This is a genomic window from Parafrankia soli (assembly GCF_001854695.1).
In the GTDB taxonomy this organism is placed as follows: Bacteria; Actinomycetota; Actinomycetes; order Frankiales; family Frankiaceae; genus Parafrankia; species Parafrankia soli.
Map to the genome: position 1 here is coordinate 1 of NZ_MAXA01000008.1, position 15,634 is coordinate 15,634.

A 15,634-nucleotide genomic window follows, 5' to 3' on the forward strand; every position below is an offset into this window, starting at 1 on the left:
GGCCACCGGTTCTGGTTCCTTCTCCGTGACCGCGATACGAAGTTCACGGCTTCCGTCGACGCTGTCTTCGCCGGGGCCGGTATCGACGTGGTACGCACACCACCGCAAGCCCCGCAGGCGAACGCGATCGCGGAACGCCGGATCGGCACCGCCTGCCGGGAATGCACCGACAGGCTGCTGATCGTCTCCGAACGGCACCTGACCGCGGTCCTCGACAGCTACGCGGAGCATTTCAACACCCACCGGCCTCACCGCTCCCTCGGCCAGCACCCACCCGACTTGCCGCCTGCAGTCGCCCCGACGCCGGATTCCACCATCCGTCGCACACGCATCCTCGGCAGCATGATCAACGAATACCGCAACGCCGCCTGACCACTTGCGCGGAAGATCCTGTCAACCGCAAAAGACCAGCTCACAGGCCGAATCGGGATTCTGGAGCCCCACAGGCAGCAGCGGCCACCGGCCCGTCTCCGCGAGGACCRGAGTAGGTAGCACAAGTGCCACCCTTGGAGGGTGGATGAGATAGGGCTTCGAGAGGTCCGACAGAACGCCAGCGACCTGATACGACGCGCCCAGGCCGGTGAACGGCTCACCATCACCGTGGCCGGCCGACCAGCAGCCGTCCTCGGCCCGGTGAGTCCGCGCGTGTGGCGACACTGGGACGACCTGGCAGAACTCTTCGCACAGCCGGAGGACACCGACTGGCATGAGGACCGCAACCTCGTCGACGGTTCCCTCACAGATCCCTGGGAAAGCCGATGAATCGCGGCGTCCTCGGCACCAGTGTCCTGGTCGCCACGGACGTCACCCCAATCCCCGGCGAGTTGGCAGTCAGCGTCATCAGCATCGCCGAACTACAGTTCGGCATCCTCGTCGCCAAGACACCCCAAGCCCGCGCAACCCGGCTCGCCCGCCTCAGCACGATCCAACGACGGTTCGACCCGCTGCCCATCGACGACGCCGTCGCCGACAGCTACGGACGTCTCGCCGCCCGCGTCGTCGAAGCCGGACGCCAGCCACGCGCACGCACGATGGACCTGCTGATCGCGGCCACCGCACACGCCCACGGAGCCAGCATCTACACCCGCAACGCCGCCGACCTCGCCGGCTTGGAAGACCTCCTCAGAATCGTAACGATCTAGGAAACCCCTACATACCCATTACCGCCGACGAACAGCAAGGTCACCATAAGTGCGGCTGTAGTACTAAATCGGGGTTCTGGGCCCCACACGGTGTCGCCACCAGCCAGATCCAGCTCTCGACACCCTGCGCTGCTCCATACCGTTATCTAGTCGTTGCTGTCGGTCCCGTCGTGGTGCAATCAGGCTGTGTCCGTCCCCGGAGGATCCGCAGCTTCCCCTACGACAGGGTGTTCCTGCGCGGAGGAACTCGCCGACCTGCGGGCGGAGATCGCGATGCTCCGCGCCGAGGTGACCCGGCTGAGCGCGATAGTCGAGGGCCGTCCCGCGCAACCCGCCGATGTCCCGGTGTCTGCTGTTCCCGGGCCGGTGCGTGCTGGGATACGGGTGGATGCGGAACGTGTCGCCGCCGAGCGGGTGACGTTGTTCCGGTCGCTGTTCGTCGGCCGTGACGACGTGCACGCCCGCCGGTGGGAACGCAACGGACGAACCGGCTGGTCTCCCGCACTCGATCGGGAACCGGGGCAGAGCTGGGAGGAAGCTAAGAAGGCCAGACAGTACCGGCCGCTGACCGATGCGGTGATCCGTGACCATCTGTCCGGCACGGCGACGATCGGCCTGTACCCGATGCTGGCCGGCGACACCTGCCGGCTGCTGGCCTGCGACTTCGACGGCGCCGACTGGCAACTCGACGCGCAGGCCTACGCCCACGCTGCCCGGTCCACCGGCGTTCCGGAGGCGGTGGAGATCTCCCGCTCCGGCCAGGGTGCACACGTATGGATCTTCTTCGACGAACCGGTACCAGCACTGGACGCCCGGGCCGTCGGGTTCGCGCTGCTACGTGAGGCGATGGCCGTGCGCGGCGGTCTCGGTCTCGACAGCTACGACCGATTCTTCCCCGCCCAGGACCACCTCCCCGTCGCCGGAGAAGGGCTGGGCAACCTGATCGCCCTGCCGCTCCAGAAAGAACGCCGCGCCCGCGGCACGACCGTCTTCGTCGACCCGGACACCTTCACCCCACACGACGATCAGTGGGCGTTCCTCGCCAGACTCGGACGTCTCCCCCACACCGAGGTGCAGCGTCTGATCGCTGACATGAGGCCGGTCACGGTCGGCCCTGACACCCGCTGGTTCCGTCCCGCGCTGGCACACGAGCCGGCACCGCCGTCGACGATCCACGCCGAGTGGGCCGGAATGCTCGCCGTACGACGCGCCGGCCTGCCCCCGTCGCTGCTGGCCTCCCTCAAACACTCCGCGTCCCTGGTGAATCCGGCGTTCTACAAGAACGAGAACCTGCGGCTTTCGAACTGGAACACCCCGCGGTTCATCCGCTGCTACGTCGAAGACCTGGAGTTCCTTCACCTGCCCCGGGCCATGGCCGACAAGGCCACAGACCTCGTCCACGACGCCGGCAGCAGGCTGCAGATAACCGACCGTCGTACCGACCCACCATCCATCGACGTCTCCTTCACCGGCACCCTGCGCGACGCCCAGCCGGCCGCGGTCGCCGCCCTCATCCCTCACGATCTGGGTGTCCTCGAAGCCCCACCCGGATCAGGAAAGACGGTCATGGGCTGCGCGCTGATCGCCCACCACCACACCCCCACCCTGATCCTGGTCGACCGGACCCCTCTGATGGACCAGTGGCGCGATCGCCTCACCACCTACCTCGACATCACAGCGGAGCAGATCGGGCAGATCGGCGGCGGCAAGAAACAAGCCCACCGGATTCATCGACCTGGCCATGATGCAGACCCTGGCCCGCACAGATAGCGCCGCCGAACGACTCCCCGGCTACGGACTGGTGATCGTCGACGAGGCCCACCACGCCGGCGCCCCCACCGTGGAGAAAGCCGTCCGACGTATCCCCGCCCGCCGCTGGATCGGCCTGACCGCCACCGCCTACCGCCGCGACGGCCTCGGACCGGTCATCTTCATGCACTGCGGCCCCAAGCGCCACACCATCCCCCTGGTCGACCCCGCCGCCCCCGAACCGATGGCCCGCATCGTCCACCTCCACCACACCGACTTCACCCTGCCCGATGACGTCGACACCACCAAACCCGGCGCCATCACCTCCGTCGTCTTCACCGCCCTCGCCGAGAACGCCACTCGCAACCAGCTGATCTGCGCGGACATCCACACCGCGGTGACCGCCGGCCGGAACTGCCTCGTCCTCACCCGACGAACCGCCCACGTCGACGCCCTCGCCGACCTGCTCCGCGAGCACGGCCACCAGCCCCACACCCTGTACGCGACCAGAAAACCCGCCGAGCTGAAAGAAACGCTGGCCCTGCTCGCCGACCCGCCCACCGACGGGCCGCCGCTGCTGGTCGTCGCCACCGACCGGTACGTCGGCGAAGGCTACGACTGCCCCGGCCTGGACACCCTCTTCCTCGCCCACCCCGTCTCCTTCAAAGGCAGCATGGTCCAGTACATCGGACGCATTCTGCGCGACCACCCCGGCAAAACCAGCGTCGAAGTCCACGACTACATCGATGCCAAACTCCCCGCCCTCACCGCCATGTCACGCAAACGCGCCCGCCCCTACACCCATCTCGGATTCACCGGCCAGGAAAAGGCGAAATAGAAGAGCGGCTCAGGATCAGTGTCGGACACTCCCCGGCGTCTGTACTGCTTCTTCGTCATAGAGGTCGTCTCCCGCCCCGTCCACACCCTCGGGGTCACCTCCCACCCGGACGGATCGTGGACCACCCAGCAGATCCGGAACCTTCTCATGGATCTCGGTGACCGGGCTGCCGACTTCCAGGTCCTGGTCCGTGACCGCGCAGGACAGTTCACCACCTCCTTCGACGCGGTTCTCGCCGACGCCGGCATCACCACGGTCAAGATCCCGCCCCGGGCTCCCCGCGCGAACGCCTACGCGGAACGGTTCGTCCGCACCGTCCGCACCGTCCGCACCGAGGTCACCGACCGCATGCGATCTTCGGCGGGCGGCACCTGCGCACCGTCCTGGCCGAGTACGCCGCCCACTACAACGGACGACGACCCCACTGCGGCCGTGACCTTCAACCACCACGGCCCGACCACCCCATCGCCGACCTGACAAAGAAACGGATCAAGCGCCGACCCGTCCTCGGCGGCCTGATCAACGAATACGAACGAGCCGCCTAAAACCCCAGGTCACCACCGGTGGCCGAGTTCTAACACCCCACAGGCTCTGACTGTGAGCTCTCGTGAACAGAGCCACGACGGCCTGTCTCGACCAGCCTGCTATCCGCACGAACACCAGGTCCGGTCGGTCGCCCCTGTCAGGCCTTGCGTCCCATCCCCGCACCGATGATCTTAGCGGCGAGGGTGAGCGGGTTCGGCACGTCGTCGCCGGGGTCGGGCCGCCACAACGGGTTGTACACGACACCCGGCTCCAGCAGCTCCAAGCCGTCGAAATACGTCCTGATCTCCTCGAAGGAACGGAAGCGGCCCGTGCCGAGGTCTCCGAGCATGACCTTCTCGATCTCCGCAGTCTCGGCCCCGCCGTCCACGAAGTGGGTGAGGAAGACGTAGCTGCCCGAAGGCAGGACGTCGACGTACCGCCGGACCAGGCCACCCGGGTCCTCGTCATCGTTGAGGTGGTGGATGATCGCCACCAGCAGAAGCCCGACCGGCTGGTCGAAATCGATCAGGGCCAGAAGATCCGGATCGGCGAGCACGGAATCCGGCTCCCGCATGTCGGCAGTGATGACCGTGGTCCGGTCGTTCTCCGCCAGCAGCGCCCGACCGTGCGCCAGGACGATCGGATCGTTGTCGACGTAGACCACCGTGGACTCCGGGGCGATCGCCTGCGCCACCTGATGGGTGTTCTGCACCGTCGGCAGCCCGGCCCCGAGGTCGACGAACTGTCGGATACCCGCGTTCGTCATGTGGCGCACGCCCCGGCCGAGCACCGCCCGGTTGTAGAGCGGCACCTGCGCCCCGTTCGGGGTGAGCGCCATCAGCGTGTCGGCGATGGCCCGGTCCGCGGGGAAGTTGTCCTTGCCTCCGAGCAGGGCGTCGTAGACGCGGGCGACGCTCGGCTTGGTGGTGTCGATGTCGGCGGGCATCACCCGTCCGAGGGCATCAACGACGAGTGGCACCGAGGGCGGGTAGTGCGGGCTCTGATCGGACACGGCATCCTAAAGCGGCGAGTAGAGGCGTAAAGGGAACCAGTCAGACCATATCCGGCCAGACACGGTCTGCACACAGATCGGCCGGCTTCGCCGTGCTGTCCCTCCGCGCAACGCAACCGACCGGCAGCGCCGCCGCCCAGGCGGCGAGGACGGCGGGGGCGTGCGGCTGGGAGAACTATTCGGTCGTTTTGTCGCGCGCGAACCGCAGGGAGACTTCCATGATCCCGTTGTCCTCGGTCGAGATTCCCGGGATGCTGGGGTTCGGGATGTTGTAGTCGGCGAAGGTCACCGGGATCTGGCCGACGACCTGGATCTGGTCGCCGGAGCGGCGGGCCTGCAGATCCATCGTGACGGGGTGCGGGGTGCCGTGCATCGTCAGTGTCCCGGTGGCCTTGTACGTGCGGGTCTCCTCGCCGGGCGGCACGGAGCCCAGGTCGATCGGTTCGGTCAGCGTGAACTGGGACGTCGGATAGGTCTCGACATCCATGATCCGGCCACGGAACTGGTTGTCGCGGCGGTCCTCGTCGCTGGCCACCGAGACCATCTGCACCTCGAACTGAGCCTCGGTGACGTCGGTGTCCGCGATGGTCATCGACCCGGAGACGTCCGAGGTGCGTGTGGGTGCCTGAAACTCGTCCGTGAGCCCTGAGCAGGGGTTTTGGCTCACTCGACGGTCCCACCCGATGATCGATAGGCCTTCCGCCGAAGGCGATCGGACACCTGTACCTCTGCCTGTCGTCCAGCCGTGCTCTGCCGGCCATCAGGTGCTGTTGACCGGGACACCACCGTGTGGATGATCCTGGCCATGGCGGTTCGGCTGATCTACCTCGTCGACCACCTCCTCATCCTCGGCGAACAACACGCCACCGCCGTCCTCACCGCCTACATCGACCACTACAACCAGCACCGGCCCCACCGGTCACTCCAACAACAGGCACCGCTCAGCACCGGCACCAGCCCACCGCCCGAACCCGGCACCTCGGCCGTCCCACATGATCGACTCGGCGGGCTCATCCACGAATACCGGCAGACCGCATGACCCGACCCCAGTTTCCGACACCCACACGTCGATGCGGGCTTTGCTGACTGTCGGCCACCGTGTCCGAAAACAGACCGCCGAGCTCCTTCCGGCGAGCCGATTTCGTCGGTGCGGAGTCGACTCGCGGCGTCGTCCTCACGATTTCTCGGACCCGGCATCTCGACCGAGTCGATCAAATGTGCGGATCTGCGTTGCCGTGGTACGGTCGAGATCAGGCTGGTCATTTACGAATGTCGCCGCTCGAGCGATGTCGTCACCGGTCGTGGCCGGCCGGCGTCTTCATCGCCGGGGTTAGGTGGCCGTCATGGCGGCAGGCCAGATGATTTCTTTCCTCGATCGTGCCGATTTCGCGCGTTTTGACGACGACGGCGGCGCACCAACCCGGCTTCGCGTGGCCTCGGCGGACGCCTGTCCCGAAGCTCCCACCGGTGACCGTGGGCTACGGCTTTCCCTCGCTCCCGCCGGCGGCCGCGGTTCCTTTGACGGAGTCTGGTGGCCACACGGCCGGCGGCTGGACCGTGAGGCTCCAGCGCTCGTCGCGGCGCTGTCCGCCGCCGGTCACCCGATCAGTCGACTGTCGGTCAACGGTGACATCTGGACCGGTATCCCCCGCCGGTTCCCCCAGTCGACCCGCCCACCGGTGCGGATCAGCTGGTTCCGCGCCCTCGATCCGCACACGGTCACCCTGGACGGCGGCAACCGCCCCAGGTTCTTTCTCCTCGTGATCCCGCCCGACACGGCCGCGGACGTGGCAGCCGATGTCCTCCGGATGGCCGCGGCCGGCGGACTGTCCGGGCCGTCCGGCCAGATCCTGCGCCACGCGGGCGCCATGCCGCTCGGCGCCCGGTCCGGAGCGCCGTGAGGATCGCGATACTCGCGCCGGTCGCGTGGCGCACTCCGCCCCGGCACTACGGCCCCTGGGAGCAGGTCGCCAGCACCATCGCGGAGGGCCTGCTCGGGCACGGGGTGGACGTGACGCTGTTCGCGACGCTGGATTCGGTGACGGGCGGCGAGCTGGACGGCGTGTGCCCGCACGGGTACGCCGAGGACCCGTCCCTCGACGGCCGGGTATGGGAGGCCCTCCACGTGGCCCACGCGCTGGCCCGCTCCAGCGAGTTCGACCTCGTGCACAACCATCTCGACTGGCTGCCCCTCGCGTTCGCGCCGAGCTTCCAGGCCCCCATGGTCACGACGATCCACGGTTTCTCCGATCCGCGGATCGTCCCCGCCTACGCGCGGGCGGCCTCGGCATACGTGTCGATCTCGGACGCCGACCGCAGCCCCGAGCTGAAGTACGTCTCGACTGTTCACCACGGCGTCGACCTGGACGAGCTCCCGTTCTCGGCAGCGGGCGGAGACGACCTGGTCGTGCTCGGCCGGGTCCATCCCGACAAGGGCACCGCGGTCGCCGTCGATATCGCCCGCCACGCGGGGCGGCGCCTGGTGATCTGCGGAATCGTCCAGGACGAGCGGTACTTCGCCGAGCAGGTGCTCCCGCACGTCGACGGGGACCGGGTCCGTTACCTCGGCTCGGTAGGACCGGCCCAGCGGGCCGAGGTCCTGGGCTCAGCCGCGGCGCTGTTGCATCCGATCGCGTTCGATGAGCCGTTCGGGCTGGCCGTCGTCGAGGCGATGGCCTGCGGCACGCCGGTCGTCGCCTACCCACGCGGAGCGATGCCGGAGGTGGTCGACGAGGGGGTGACCGGCTTCCTGGTGGACGGGCCGGTGGCCGCGGCGGTTGCCGTGGATCGCGCCGCAGCCCTTGACCGCGCCGCCTGCCGGGCCATGGCACGGCGGAGGTTCTCCACCGCGCGCATGGTCGCCGACTATCTCGCCGTCTACGCGAGCGTTCTCGCCGACCCTGTCTTCTGATCCCGCCGCCCCCGCGGGCTGGTCACCCGGCGGGAACCATGCGTGCGAGGAGCCGGTCGACGGGCACGCTGGCCATCCCGATCCGGGTGTCGCCGATCCCGTACGGCAGCCACAGCAGACCGTCGTGGATCAGGCTGCCGCAGGAGTAGACGACGTTGGGGACATAGCCCGCGCTCTCCTGCCCGGTCGGGGCGAGCAGTGGTTCGGGCAGCGCCGCGACCACCCTTCCCGGGTCCTCGAGATCAAGCAGGATCGCGCCGATGGTGTACGTCCGCATCGGCCCGACGCCGTGGGTGAGCGTGAGCCAGCCCGCGGACGTCTCGACCGGGGAGCCGCAGTTGCCCACCTGGAGCAGTTCGAAGGCGACCCGTGGTCCGTGGAGCGGACGCGCCGGCCCCCACACCTGGCCGTCGTCCGATGCGGTCAGACCGGTGGACTCGCCGTCGGAGCGACAGAGCGCGAGGTGGCGACCGTCGACCAGCCGGGGGAACAGCGCCATGCCCTTGTTACGGGCGGCCGGGCCGGTGAGCGGTGCGGTGGTGAAGGCCCGCAGGTCGGGGCTGGTGAGTAGGCGCGGGGAGATGTCCGTGCCGTCGAAGGCGGTGTAGGTGGCCCGGTAGTCCGCGGTCCCGTCCGGCGCGGTGAACCGGACGAATCGCGCGTCCTCCATGCCGTTGCTCTCGCTGGTGACGGTGGGCCACAGCACCCGTTGTGGCAGGGCGCTGTCGGGTGGGAACTCGACCCGCCGCAATGATCCGGCGATCGAGCGGATCCCGGCGAGGATCCCGGGTGCCTGGGGGCGGCGGAGCAGGTCGGGGGGAACCGCGGCGAAGGCACGGGAGAGATCGGGGTCGGGTTCACTGCCGGGCCGCCGTGGGTCCAGGCTCTGGAGGACGGCACGGGTGACCTCGTCGTCGAGCCCGTGTTCGGTGAGCACGGCGCGCAGCCGGGCGGCCTCCCACTCGACGGGTACGGCGACGCCGGTGGTGAGTGGGCCGGTCCGCGGCTCCAGGCGCAYCGCCGGGCCCGGACCGATCACTGCGACGGCGAAGCCGATCGAGGACAGATGGCCCTCCCCGACGGCGCGCAGGCTCAACGCCAGTCGCAGCGTGCCGGACGGCAGCCCGGTCTGGTCGGGGTGCGGCACCGCCGAAGGGTTGGTGACGGCCGCGCCCTCCACCGCGTACTCGGCGGTGAAGCACGCGCCGAGCAGCAGGGTGCGCGCCGCGGAGAGCTCCGTGGGTACCAGCACCCGGGGAGCCACCACCGCGGCGTGCCGCGCGAGGATGCCCCGGTAATCCCGGTGGCGCGGCTCGAACCGTTCGAGGAGGTCGGCGACCAGGCTGTCGACCTCCCGCTCGGGCAGGGCGAGCGCGCGGGCCACGATGCCGGCGGCCCGGGAGTGCGGCTGGCTGCCCTCCTCACCGGGCAGGAAGAGCTTCGCGATGACCCGGTCGCTGTTCGGGGAGAGCCCCAGCGGGTGCCGCGTGACCAGGTCGTTCCGGGCCGACCCGGCAGCTGTGGTCCGGGTGCTGCCGGTCAAGGCGTCGATGCCAGGAGGCGGCGGGCGTGCTGGGTCGTGGAGAGCAGGGCGAGCGTCGATTCGGCGCCCTGGTTGAGGTTGCGGCCGCCGGGCTCGAGGCCGTCGTAACAGCCGCCGGTGTCGGGGTTGAGTAACGCCATCGAGCTGTCGTTGTCCCCGAGGAACCACCCGTGGGCGCGGCCGAGGCCGGTCAGCCACCTTTTCCGTCCGGTCGCCGCGTGGGCGCGGGCGCAGGCGTCCGCGATCGCCGCGGCCTCGATGGGCTGCTGGTCGAAACCGGGCCCGGGATCTCCCCCCTGCCGGCGACCGCCGACCGGGGTCGGTGACAGGTTTCCGTCACGGGTCTCCACCTGGAGCAGCCACGCCAACAGCCGCAGACCGTTCGCGAGCACCACCTTGTCGGGCAGGCACATGCCGGCGAGGATCAGTGCCTCCGGGACGGCCCCGTTGGCGTAGCGCAGGGTGGGCTCCGGCCACGGCCAGCTCGGGTTGGCGCCGACCGGTCCGATCACCTCGACGGCGGCGGTGAGCAGCGCGCGCGCCGGCTCGTCGTCCGGATGGGCGAGCAGCACCTCTCCGGCACCGAGTGCGGCGAACGTCATGGCCCGTGGCCAGGGCGAGCGGCGCCCCGCGCTGGCGAGGAAGCCGGCCCGCGCCGAGGCCCGCAACCGCCGGGTCGGCGCGGAGGCGGCCGCGGTGCCCAGCCCCCACAGCGCCCGGCCCCAGCAGTCACCGAGGCCGGGATCGTCCCGCCACCGCCCGTCACTGTCCCGCCGGTTGTGGACGGCGCCGTCCACCGCCTGCGCGGCCAGCACGAAGGCGAGGTAGCGCTCCAACAGCCGCACCAGGTCCACCCCGGGCGATGGCTCGCGGGTGAGGACGACCAGCCCGCGCGCGACGTCGTCCACGCAGTAGCCGTGCTCCCGGCGTGGCACCGAACCGAGGGCGTGCTCGAACAGTCCGATGCCGTCGGTGAGCCGGAACAGGTGATCGAACGAGATCGCGGAGCTCACCGGGCCACCGGCACGGGCGCGGTCGACGGCCGGCTCCCGGTGCGGGCGACCAGTCCGGCGGCCAGCCGCCGGTAGCGGCCGGCGACCGCCGGCCACAGCAGGTCGGGGGCCTGCGCGGCTGCGGCGCTGGCCAGGCCGGCGCTCACCGTCTCGTCTGTCGCTATGCGGCGCACCGCGGCAGCGATGGCCGCCGGGTCCCGGTGCGGCACGAGCAGTCCGCTGCCGTCGCCGAGGAGCTCGACCGCGTGCGGGAACCGGGTGGCGACGATCGGCCGCAGCGCGGTGACCGCCTCGATGAGGACACCGGAGGTCACCTGGTCGACCGAGTCGTACGGCAACAGGACGACGTCGGCCTGGCGCACGAGCCCCGCGAGGGACACCGGATCCAGGTAGCGATCATCGAAGCTGACCGAGCCGGTCAGGCCGAGGCCGCGGATCCGGGCGGCCAGCCCCTCCCGGTACGCCTCGCCCTCCCTCGCGAGGACCTTCGGATGGGTCTGGCCCGCGATGACGTAGTGCGGGGCGGGATCGAGGTCGGCGAGGTCCGCCATCGCGGCGATGCCCCACTCGATGCCCTTCCCGGGCCCGATCAGACCCCAGGTGAGGATGATCGGCCCGCCGCTGTGCTCCGTGGGCGCCCGGCGGTTGTCCGCCGCGCCGTGCGGGATGACCACCACCCGTCGTGGATGGACCTGGAAACCCTCGACGAGCCGGACCCGCGCGGTCTCGGTCATCACGACCACCGCGTCCGCCGACGCGACCACGGACTCCAGGACGTGCCGCTGGTGCGGGGTCGGTTTCACCAGCACGGTGTGCAGGACGACGATAACCGGAACGTCGAGAGCGTCGAGCACCGCGAGCACCTCGTCGCCGTCCGGACCTCCGTACACGCCGTACTCGTGCTGCACCACGGCGACGTCGAAGCCGTTCAGCAGCCGTGCCGCCGCACGCGGACCGCCCGGCGTGCCGGCGACGAGATCTCCGACCAGAACCGGCCGGCTGGTCCGACCGGATCGACCCGGTGGTCGGGTTAGCGGTGCGGCCGGCTCGGCTGTGGCACCGGCTCGGTCGGTGGCGTCCAGGAGGCGCACCACCCCACTGGACGCACCGGGCGTTGGACTGTTCAGCTCGTCGAACAGGGCGGCAGCGAAGGTCGCGAGACCGCACTGGGTGGGCGGATAGGTGCTGAGGAAGCCATAACGCAGGGGCACGAGCTGATTCCTCCCAGGCTTGAGCCGTGTGGAGGAGTGCCGGCCGCCAGCGGGGCCCAAAACGAACATGATGATCGGGTCATGACCCGGGCACCCGTCGCGCCGGAGGTTGACACTCAACCTTGTCGAGTGTTAACCCACTTATAGTCTTCGGGAATATCGAAAGCAACCGGGGAACCGGCCGGCACCACTCGCTGTCGAGTCTGGACACTTTCGGCGGCCCGTCGTCCGCCGCCCTGGCCGGGGTCCTTCACCCGGTCGGCGTGCCACGGCGCGTGAACGGCCGCCGTGGTCGCCGCCGGGCCCGCAGCCTCGAACGGACCGTTTTCATCGCCACGGACGAGATATCCGGGAAGTGGATTGCGAGGATGGCAATATCGTCCTGGGGCGGCCCGTCGGCAAAATCAAGCACCGCCGCCTCGATCGTCGCGGTGAGTCGGCCGGCGGCCGGATCAGTGGCCGCGAGCAGCGTCCGCAGCCGATCATCGCCGTACTGGTCGTTCCCACGGCGGGCCTCGGTGACGCCGTCCGTGTAGAGCAGGATGGTGTCACCGGGACCGAATCTCGGCCGGCTGGTGGTGAGCTCCGGGTCCTCGAAGACGCCGAGCACCAGGCCGTGGGAGCCGATGGGGGTCACCGTGCCGTCGCGCCCGCGGAGCAGAACCGGAGTGTGCCCGGCTGAACAGAGGGCCAGGGTCCGATTTCGCCGGGACCGGTCCACGGCCATGTATGCGACGGTGAGGAACCGCTCACTGTCGGGATGCTGGGTGAGTAGTGCCCGGTTGAGCTGGTTCAGAATGGCGGCCGGATCACGGGTGCGACTCGCCGCCGCCCGGATGGTGTAGTGCGCCAGCGCGGTCACCTTGGCCGCCTCGACACCCTTGCCGGCAACATCGCCCAGAACCACGCCGAAACTGGTACGGCCGGTCTGGAAAACGTCGAAGAAATCGCCCAGGACCTCGGCGCCTTCGCCCGCCGGGCGGTAGCGGGCCGAGACCTCCAGGCCGGGGATCTCCGGAACCTCCGGGGGGAGGAGACTCTGCTGGAGAGTCCGGGCCAGGGCGGTCGCTGCCGCCGCCACGTGACGCAGCGCGATCTCGCTCGAAACGGCCTGGGCGAGGGTCTCCAGCAGTTCGAGGTCGCGGGCCGTCCAGAGCCGGGGGCGGACGTCGGCCGCCCCGAAGGCACCGAGTGTGCGGCCGCTCGGATCGCTGAGAGGGAAGCTGGCCCATGCCCTGATACCGGCCGACTGGACGAACGAATCACCCCGGACGCGATCGTCGCGGCCGGCGTCGGGCACGACCAGCGGCCGACCCGTGCCGATCGCCAGGCGGCAGAGGCTGTCTGCCGCTGCGATCTGCCGACCGGTGAGGTCGCCCRCCGCCGTACCCGCACGGGACTTCCAGTAGGAACGCCCGTCGTCCATCGCCATGACGAAGGCAAACGGGGCGCCGAGCATGACTGCCGCCAGGCGGGTCAGCCGGTCGAAGGGCTCCTCCGGCTCGGCGCGGAGCAACACCGAGGCGACCTGGTCGGAGCCCGCGTCACGTGCCGGCCCGGTCCCTTCCGGCGCCGACGCATTGTCCACCTCGCAAGCCTAACCGCACTAACCGCACGATTCTGCTCCGCGGCAAAAAGCCGGTGGCTCGTGGCCTACACCAGCTGCCGCAAACCGTCCGTCAGCCGCATCAGGCACCGCACCGTGCCGCCTCCGTGCGGTCGCCGACGACCGTCGGCCGGGAGGACTGGGCGGACCGGCGCCGCCGGGTGATCTCCTCGACGTTGCGGTGTGGACGTCCTTGCCGCGCGGCTGCCTGGCCATCGTCGAAACTCTGCCGGATCACGTCGAGAGTCAGGTTTCGATCGGTGTCGTTCAGGCCCGTGGTCAGAGCCTCGAAAATCGTCACATCGTTGCTTCCAGCTCATGACGCGCTATCCAGTCGTATGGGTGCCTGCCCAATTTTCCGGACAGCAACCCAATTTCCGCATGTTCACCGGTCTGGTGACGAACCGCACCCGTGGCAGGGCAAACTCGGATGCGCCGGTTCGCGCGGCCGGGCCATGACACTGGTCGAGATCTCGGGGAGAAGACGTTCCATGATCCGCTCGCGGGGCTGACGAATGGGCGGGCTTCGTGCGTAGGCGGAGGTCGCGCAGCAGGCAGACCTCGGAGAGATGGTGGATCAGCTCGCGGTGGATGTGCAGCACCAGATCGGCCATCGGAGCATCGGGGAAGGGCTCCGTAGCGCCGATCAGGACCCGCAGGCCGGCCTCGCCGAGGCCGCGCGCCCCGGCCGACCAGCGGTCGACCTGGGCGTCGAACTGGTCGAGCGCGGTGGCCGCGCTGCCCGCGCACTCCCAGGCCTGGCAGGTAGGAGGCGGATCGGCTGGTGCGCCCGCAGTGCCCTGGGTAGGAGTCGGATCAGCGCGGCGAGTACTGCCCGGTCCGCTCAGTCCTACTGGGCTGGGTGGAGGCGACGCAGTACCTCGACCTCGCGCCGCAACACCAGCAGTTCCAGGTCCTGGATGCCGCCGGCCCTGTACCGTCGCATCACGTCTGGTCGCGGGCCCACGCCGACTTCTGGCACCCGCGAGTGCAGCAGGCCGCCTCCGGGACCCCGCCAACCGGCATCGAAGGGTCGATCTCCCCGGAACCGTCCAGGCGACGCAGGAGGGGACAATTCCGAGGTCGGAAGAGTTCACCTCATATCGGCCGTACGCCGGCCGAGGGCACCTGTGTCGTATGTCGGGATGACTCGCACCGTCCTGCAACGCACGTCCCAGCTCGCCAACTGTGGCAGCGGGAAGAGGTCAAGATCGTGATGCGCCTCCTGAGATCCTCGCGCGGGTTCGCGAGCCGCCGAACGCGCGCTGAACGCTCGGCAACCACCCTGGCCGAGACACACCCGCACCGGCCGCGTAGGCAAGGAGACCAGTGATGGCCACACCCACGGCGCCCTACTCCCGCACCCTCGACCCCGCAGAGATCTATGAAGCCCTGCTCCCGGACSGACACTGGCACGTATTGCGCGAACCCCGGTTCGAAAACGTCGAGATCGGCGAGCAGGTGGTCCCGTGCCTGCGAGCACTCCTCGAGAACAAGACCGGAGAGATGCTCGTCCCGATCGACCAGATCCGCGGGTGGATGGTGCAGCGGGCCGACCCTGTGGGGCTCCAGAATCCCGATTCGGCCTGTGAGCTGGTCTTTTGCGGTTGACAGGATCTTCCGCGCAAGTGGTCAGGCGGCGTTGCGGTATTCGTTGATCATGCTGCCGAGGATGCGTGTGCGACGGATGGTGGAATCCGGCGTCGGGGCGACTGCAGGCGGCAAGTCGGGTGGGTGCTGGCCGAGGGAGCGGTGAGGCCGGTGGGTGTTGAAATGCTCCGCGTAGCTGTCGAGGACCGCGGTCAGGTGCCGTTCGGAGACGATCAGCAGCCTGTCGGTGCATTCCCGGCAGGCGGTGCCGATCCGGCGTTCCGCGATCGCGTTCGCCTGCGGGGCTTGCGGTGGTGTGCGTACCACGTCGATACCGGCCCCGGCGAAGACAGCGTCGACGGAAGCCGTGAACTTCGTATCGCGGTCACGGAGAAGGAACCAGAACCGGTGGCCACGCTCGTCGAGATCCATCAGCAGGTTCCGTGCACGTTGGGTGACCCAGGCCGTGGTCGGATGCTTGGTGACCCCGAGGA

At 69.4% G+C, this 15,634-nt stretch carries 16 protein-coding genes and 2 pseudogenes; 9 read left to right on the top strand and 9 right to left on the bottom strand.

Features of this window, described 5'->3' with window-relative positions; genetic code table 11:
- The 5 genes and pseudogenes from BBK14_RS02685 to BBK14_RS02705 form a co-directional block, all read left to right on the top strand.
- A partial coding sequence (locus BBK14_RS02685) for an integrase core domain-containing protein (RefSeq protein WP_241831061.1) occupies positions 1-372 on the top strand: 372 nt, incomplete at its 5' end.
- Positions 373-513: 141 nt separating this feature from the next.
- Positions 514-762 (top strand): type II toxin-antitoxin system Phd/YefM family antitoxin, encoded by a 249-nt coding sequence (locus BBK14_RS02690; RefSeq protein ID WP_071059644.1) that lies wholly within the window; start codon positions 514-516, stop codon positions 760-762.
- Positions 759-1,142: a type II toxin-antitoxin system VapC family toxin gene (locus tag BBK14_RS02695; RefSeq protein ID WP_071059645.1), complete on the top strand. Its 384-nt coding sequence runs from the start codon at positions 759-761 to the stop codon at positions 1,140-1,142. Before BBK14_RS02690 ends, BBK14_RS02695 begins: the two co-directional genes overlap by 4 nt.
- Before the next feature lie 273 nt (positions 1,143-1,415).
- A pseudogene (locus BBK14_RS41915) lies at positions 1,416-3,729 on the top strand (TOTE conflict system archaeo-eukaryotic primase domain-containing protein).
- Between the two features lie 27 nt (positions 3,730-3,756).
- Positions 3,757-4,274, top strand: a pseudogene (locus BBK14_RS02705) (integrase core domain-containing protein); the annotation flags it as partial.
- A gap of 137 nt (positions 4,275-4,411) precedes the next feature.
- Here the strand turns inward: BBK14_RS02705 and BBK14_RS02710 are convergent.
- On the bottom strand, positions 4,412-5,266 hold the full coding sequence (locus BBK14_RS02710; RefSeq protein ID WP_071059646.1) for an SAM-dependent methyltransferase: 855 nt from the start codon (positions 5,264-5,266) through the stop codon (positions 4,412-4,414).
- A gap of 175 nt (positions 5,267-5,441) precedes the next feature.
- A complete protein-coding gene (locus BBK14_RS02715; RefSeq protein ID WP_275078440.1) occupies positions 5,442-5,933 on the bottom strand; it encodes a YceI family protein in 492 nt (163 codons plus the stop codon).
- A 138-nt stretch (positions 5,934-6,071) separates the two neighbouring features.
- Between BBK14_RS02715 and BBK14_RS02720 the strand changes: the two genes are divergently transcribed.
- The 3 genes from BBK14_RS02720 (at position 6,072) to BBK14_RS02730 (ending at position 8,177) form a co-directional block, all read left to right on the top strand.
- On the top strand, positions 6,072-6,305 hold the full coding sequence (locus BBK14_RS02720) for a transposase (protein WP_241831063.1): 234 nt from the start codon (positions 6,072-6,074) through the stop codon (positions 6,303-6,305).
- Between the two features lie 304 nt (positions 6,306-6,609).
- Entirely contained in the window at positions 6,610-7,167 is a 558-nt protein-coding gene (locus BBK14_RS02725) for a DUF5994 family protein (RefSeq protein WP_071059647.1), read from the top strand.
- Entirely contained in the window at positions 7,164-8,177 is a 1,014-nt protein-coding gene (locus BBK14_RS02730) for a glycosyltransferase family 4 protein (RefSeq protein ID WP_071059648.1), read from the top strand. The genes BBK14_RS02725 and BBK14_RS02730 overlap by 4 nt, the downstream gene beginning before the upstream one ends.
- Positions 8,178-8,199: 22 nt before the next feature.
- Here the strand turns inward: BBK14_RS02730 and BBK14_RS02735 are convergent, their stop codons facing one another.
- The 6 genes from BBK14_RS02735 to BBK14_RS41920 all read right to left on the bottom strand — a co-directional run bounded on the left by BBK14_RS02735 (position 8,200) and on the right by BBK14_RS41920 (position 14,398).
- Positions 8,200-9,720: a glycoside hydrolase family 130 protein gene (locus BBK14_RS02735; protein ID WP_071059649.1), complete on the bottom strand. Its 1,521-nt coding sequence runs from the start codon at positions 9,718-9,720 to the stop codon at positions 8,200-8,202.
- Positions 9,717-10,733: a glycosyltransferase gene (locus BBK14_RS02740; RefSeq protein WP_071059654.1), complete on the bottom strand. Its 1,017-nt coding sequence runs from the start codon at positions 10,731-10,733 to the stop codon at positions 9,717-9,719. Before BBK14_RS02740 ends, BBK14_RS02735 begins: the two co-directional genes overlap by 4 nt.
- Positions 10,730-11,944, bottom strand: coding sequence for a glycosyltransferase (locus BBK14_RS02745; protein WP_071059650.1), 1,215 nt, complete (start codon positions 11,942-11,944; stop codon positions 10,730-10,732). Before BBK14_RS02745 ends, BBK14_RS02740 begins: the two co-directional genes overlap by 4 nt.
- Before the next feature lie 250 nt (positions 11,945-12,194).
- Positions 12,195-13,532 carry a PP2C family protein-serine/threonine phosphatase gene (locus BBK14_RS02750; RefSeq protein WP_071059651.1) on the bottom strand — a complete coding sequence of 446 codons (1,338 nt, stop codon included), beginning with the start codon at positions 13,530-13,532 and terminating at the stop codon, positions 12,195-12,197.
- A gap of 100 nt (positions 13,533-13,632) precedes the next feature.
- A complete protein-coding gene (locus BBK14_RS02755; RefSeq protein WP_071059652.1) occupies positions 13,633-13,851 on the bottom strand; it encodes a hypothetical protein in 219 nt (72 codons plus the stop codon).
- 25 nt (positions 13,852-13,876) lie between these two features.
- Positions 13,877-14,398 carry a DinB family protein gene (locus BBK14_RS41920; RefSeq protein ID WP_420849119.1) on the bottom strand — a complete coding sequence of 174 codons (522 nt, stop codon included), beginning with the start codon at positions 14,396-14,398 and terminating at the stop codon, positions 13,877-13,879.
- Positions 14,399-14,882: 484 nt separating this feature from the next.
- On the opposite strand from BBK14_RS41920, the gene BBK14_RS02760 reads away from it, so the two are divergent.
- Positions 14,883-15,161, top strand: coding sequence for a hypothetical protein (locus BBK14_RS02760; protein WP_071059655.1), 279 nt, complete (start codon positions 14,883-14,885; stop codon positions 15,159-15,161).
- 21 nt (positions 15,162-15,182) lie between these two features.
- Here BBK14_RS02760 and BBK14_RS02765 read toward each other — a convergent pair.
- The coding region (locus BBK14_RS02765; RefSeq protein ID WP_157904200.1) for an integrase core domain-containing protein at positions 15,183-15,634 on the bottom strand (452 nt) is incomplete at its 5' end.

What these genes read in the sequence shown, in the direction of transcription:
- BBK14_RS02725 (WP_071059647.1), top strand. Translation starts at nt 6,610, where the DNA reads ATGGCGGCAGGCCAGATGATTTCTTTCCTCGATCGTGCCGATTTCGCG.
- BBK14_RS02695 (WP_071059645.1), top strand. Translation starts at nt 759, where the DNA reads ATGAATCGCGGCGTCCTCGGCACCAGTGTCCTGGTCGCCACGGACGTC.
- BBK14_RS02720 (WP_241831063.1), top strand. Translation starts at nt 6,072, where the DNA reads ATGGCGGTTCGGCTGATCTACCTCGTCGACCACCTCCTCATCCTCGGC.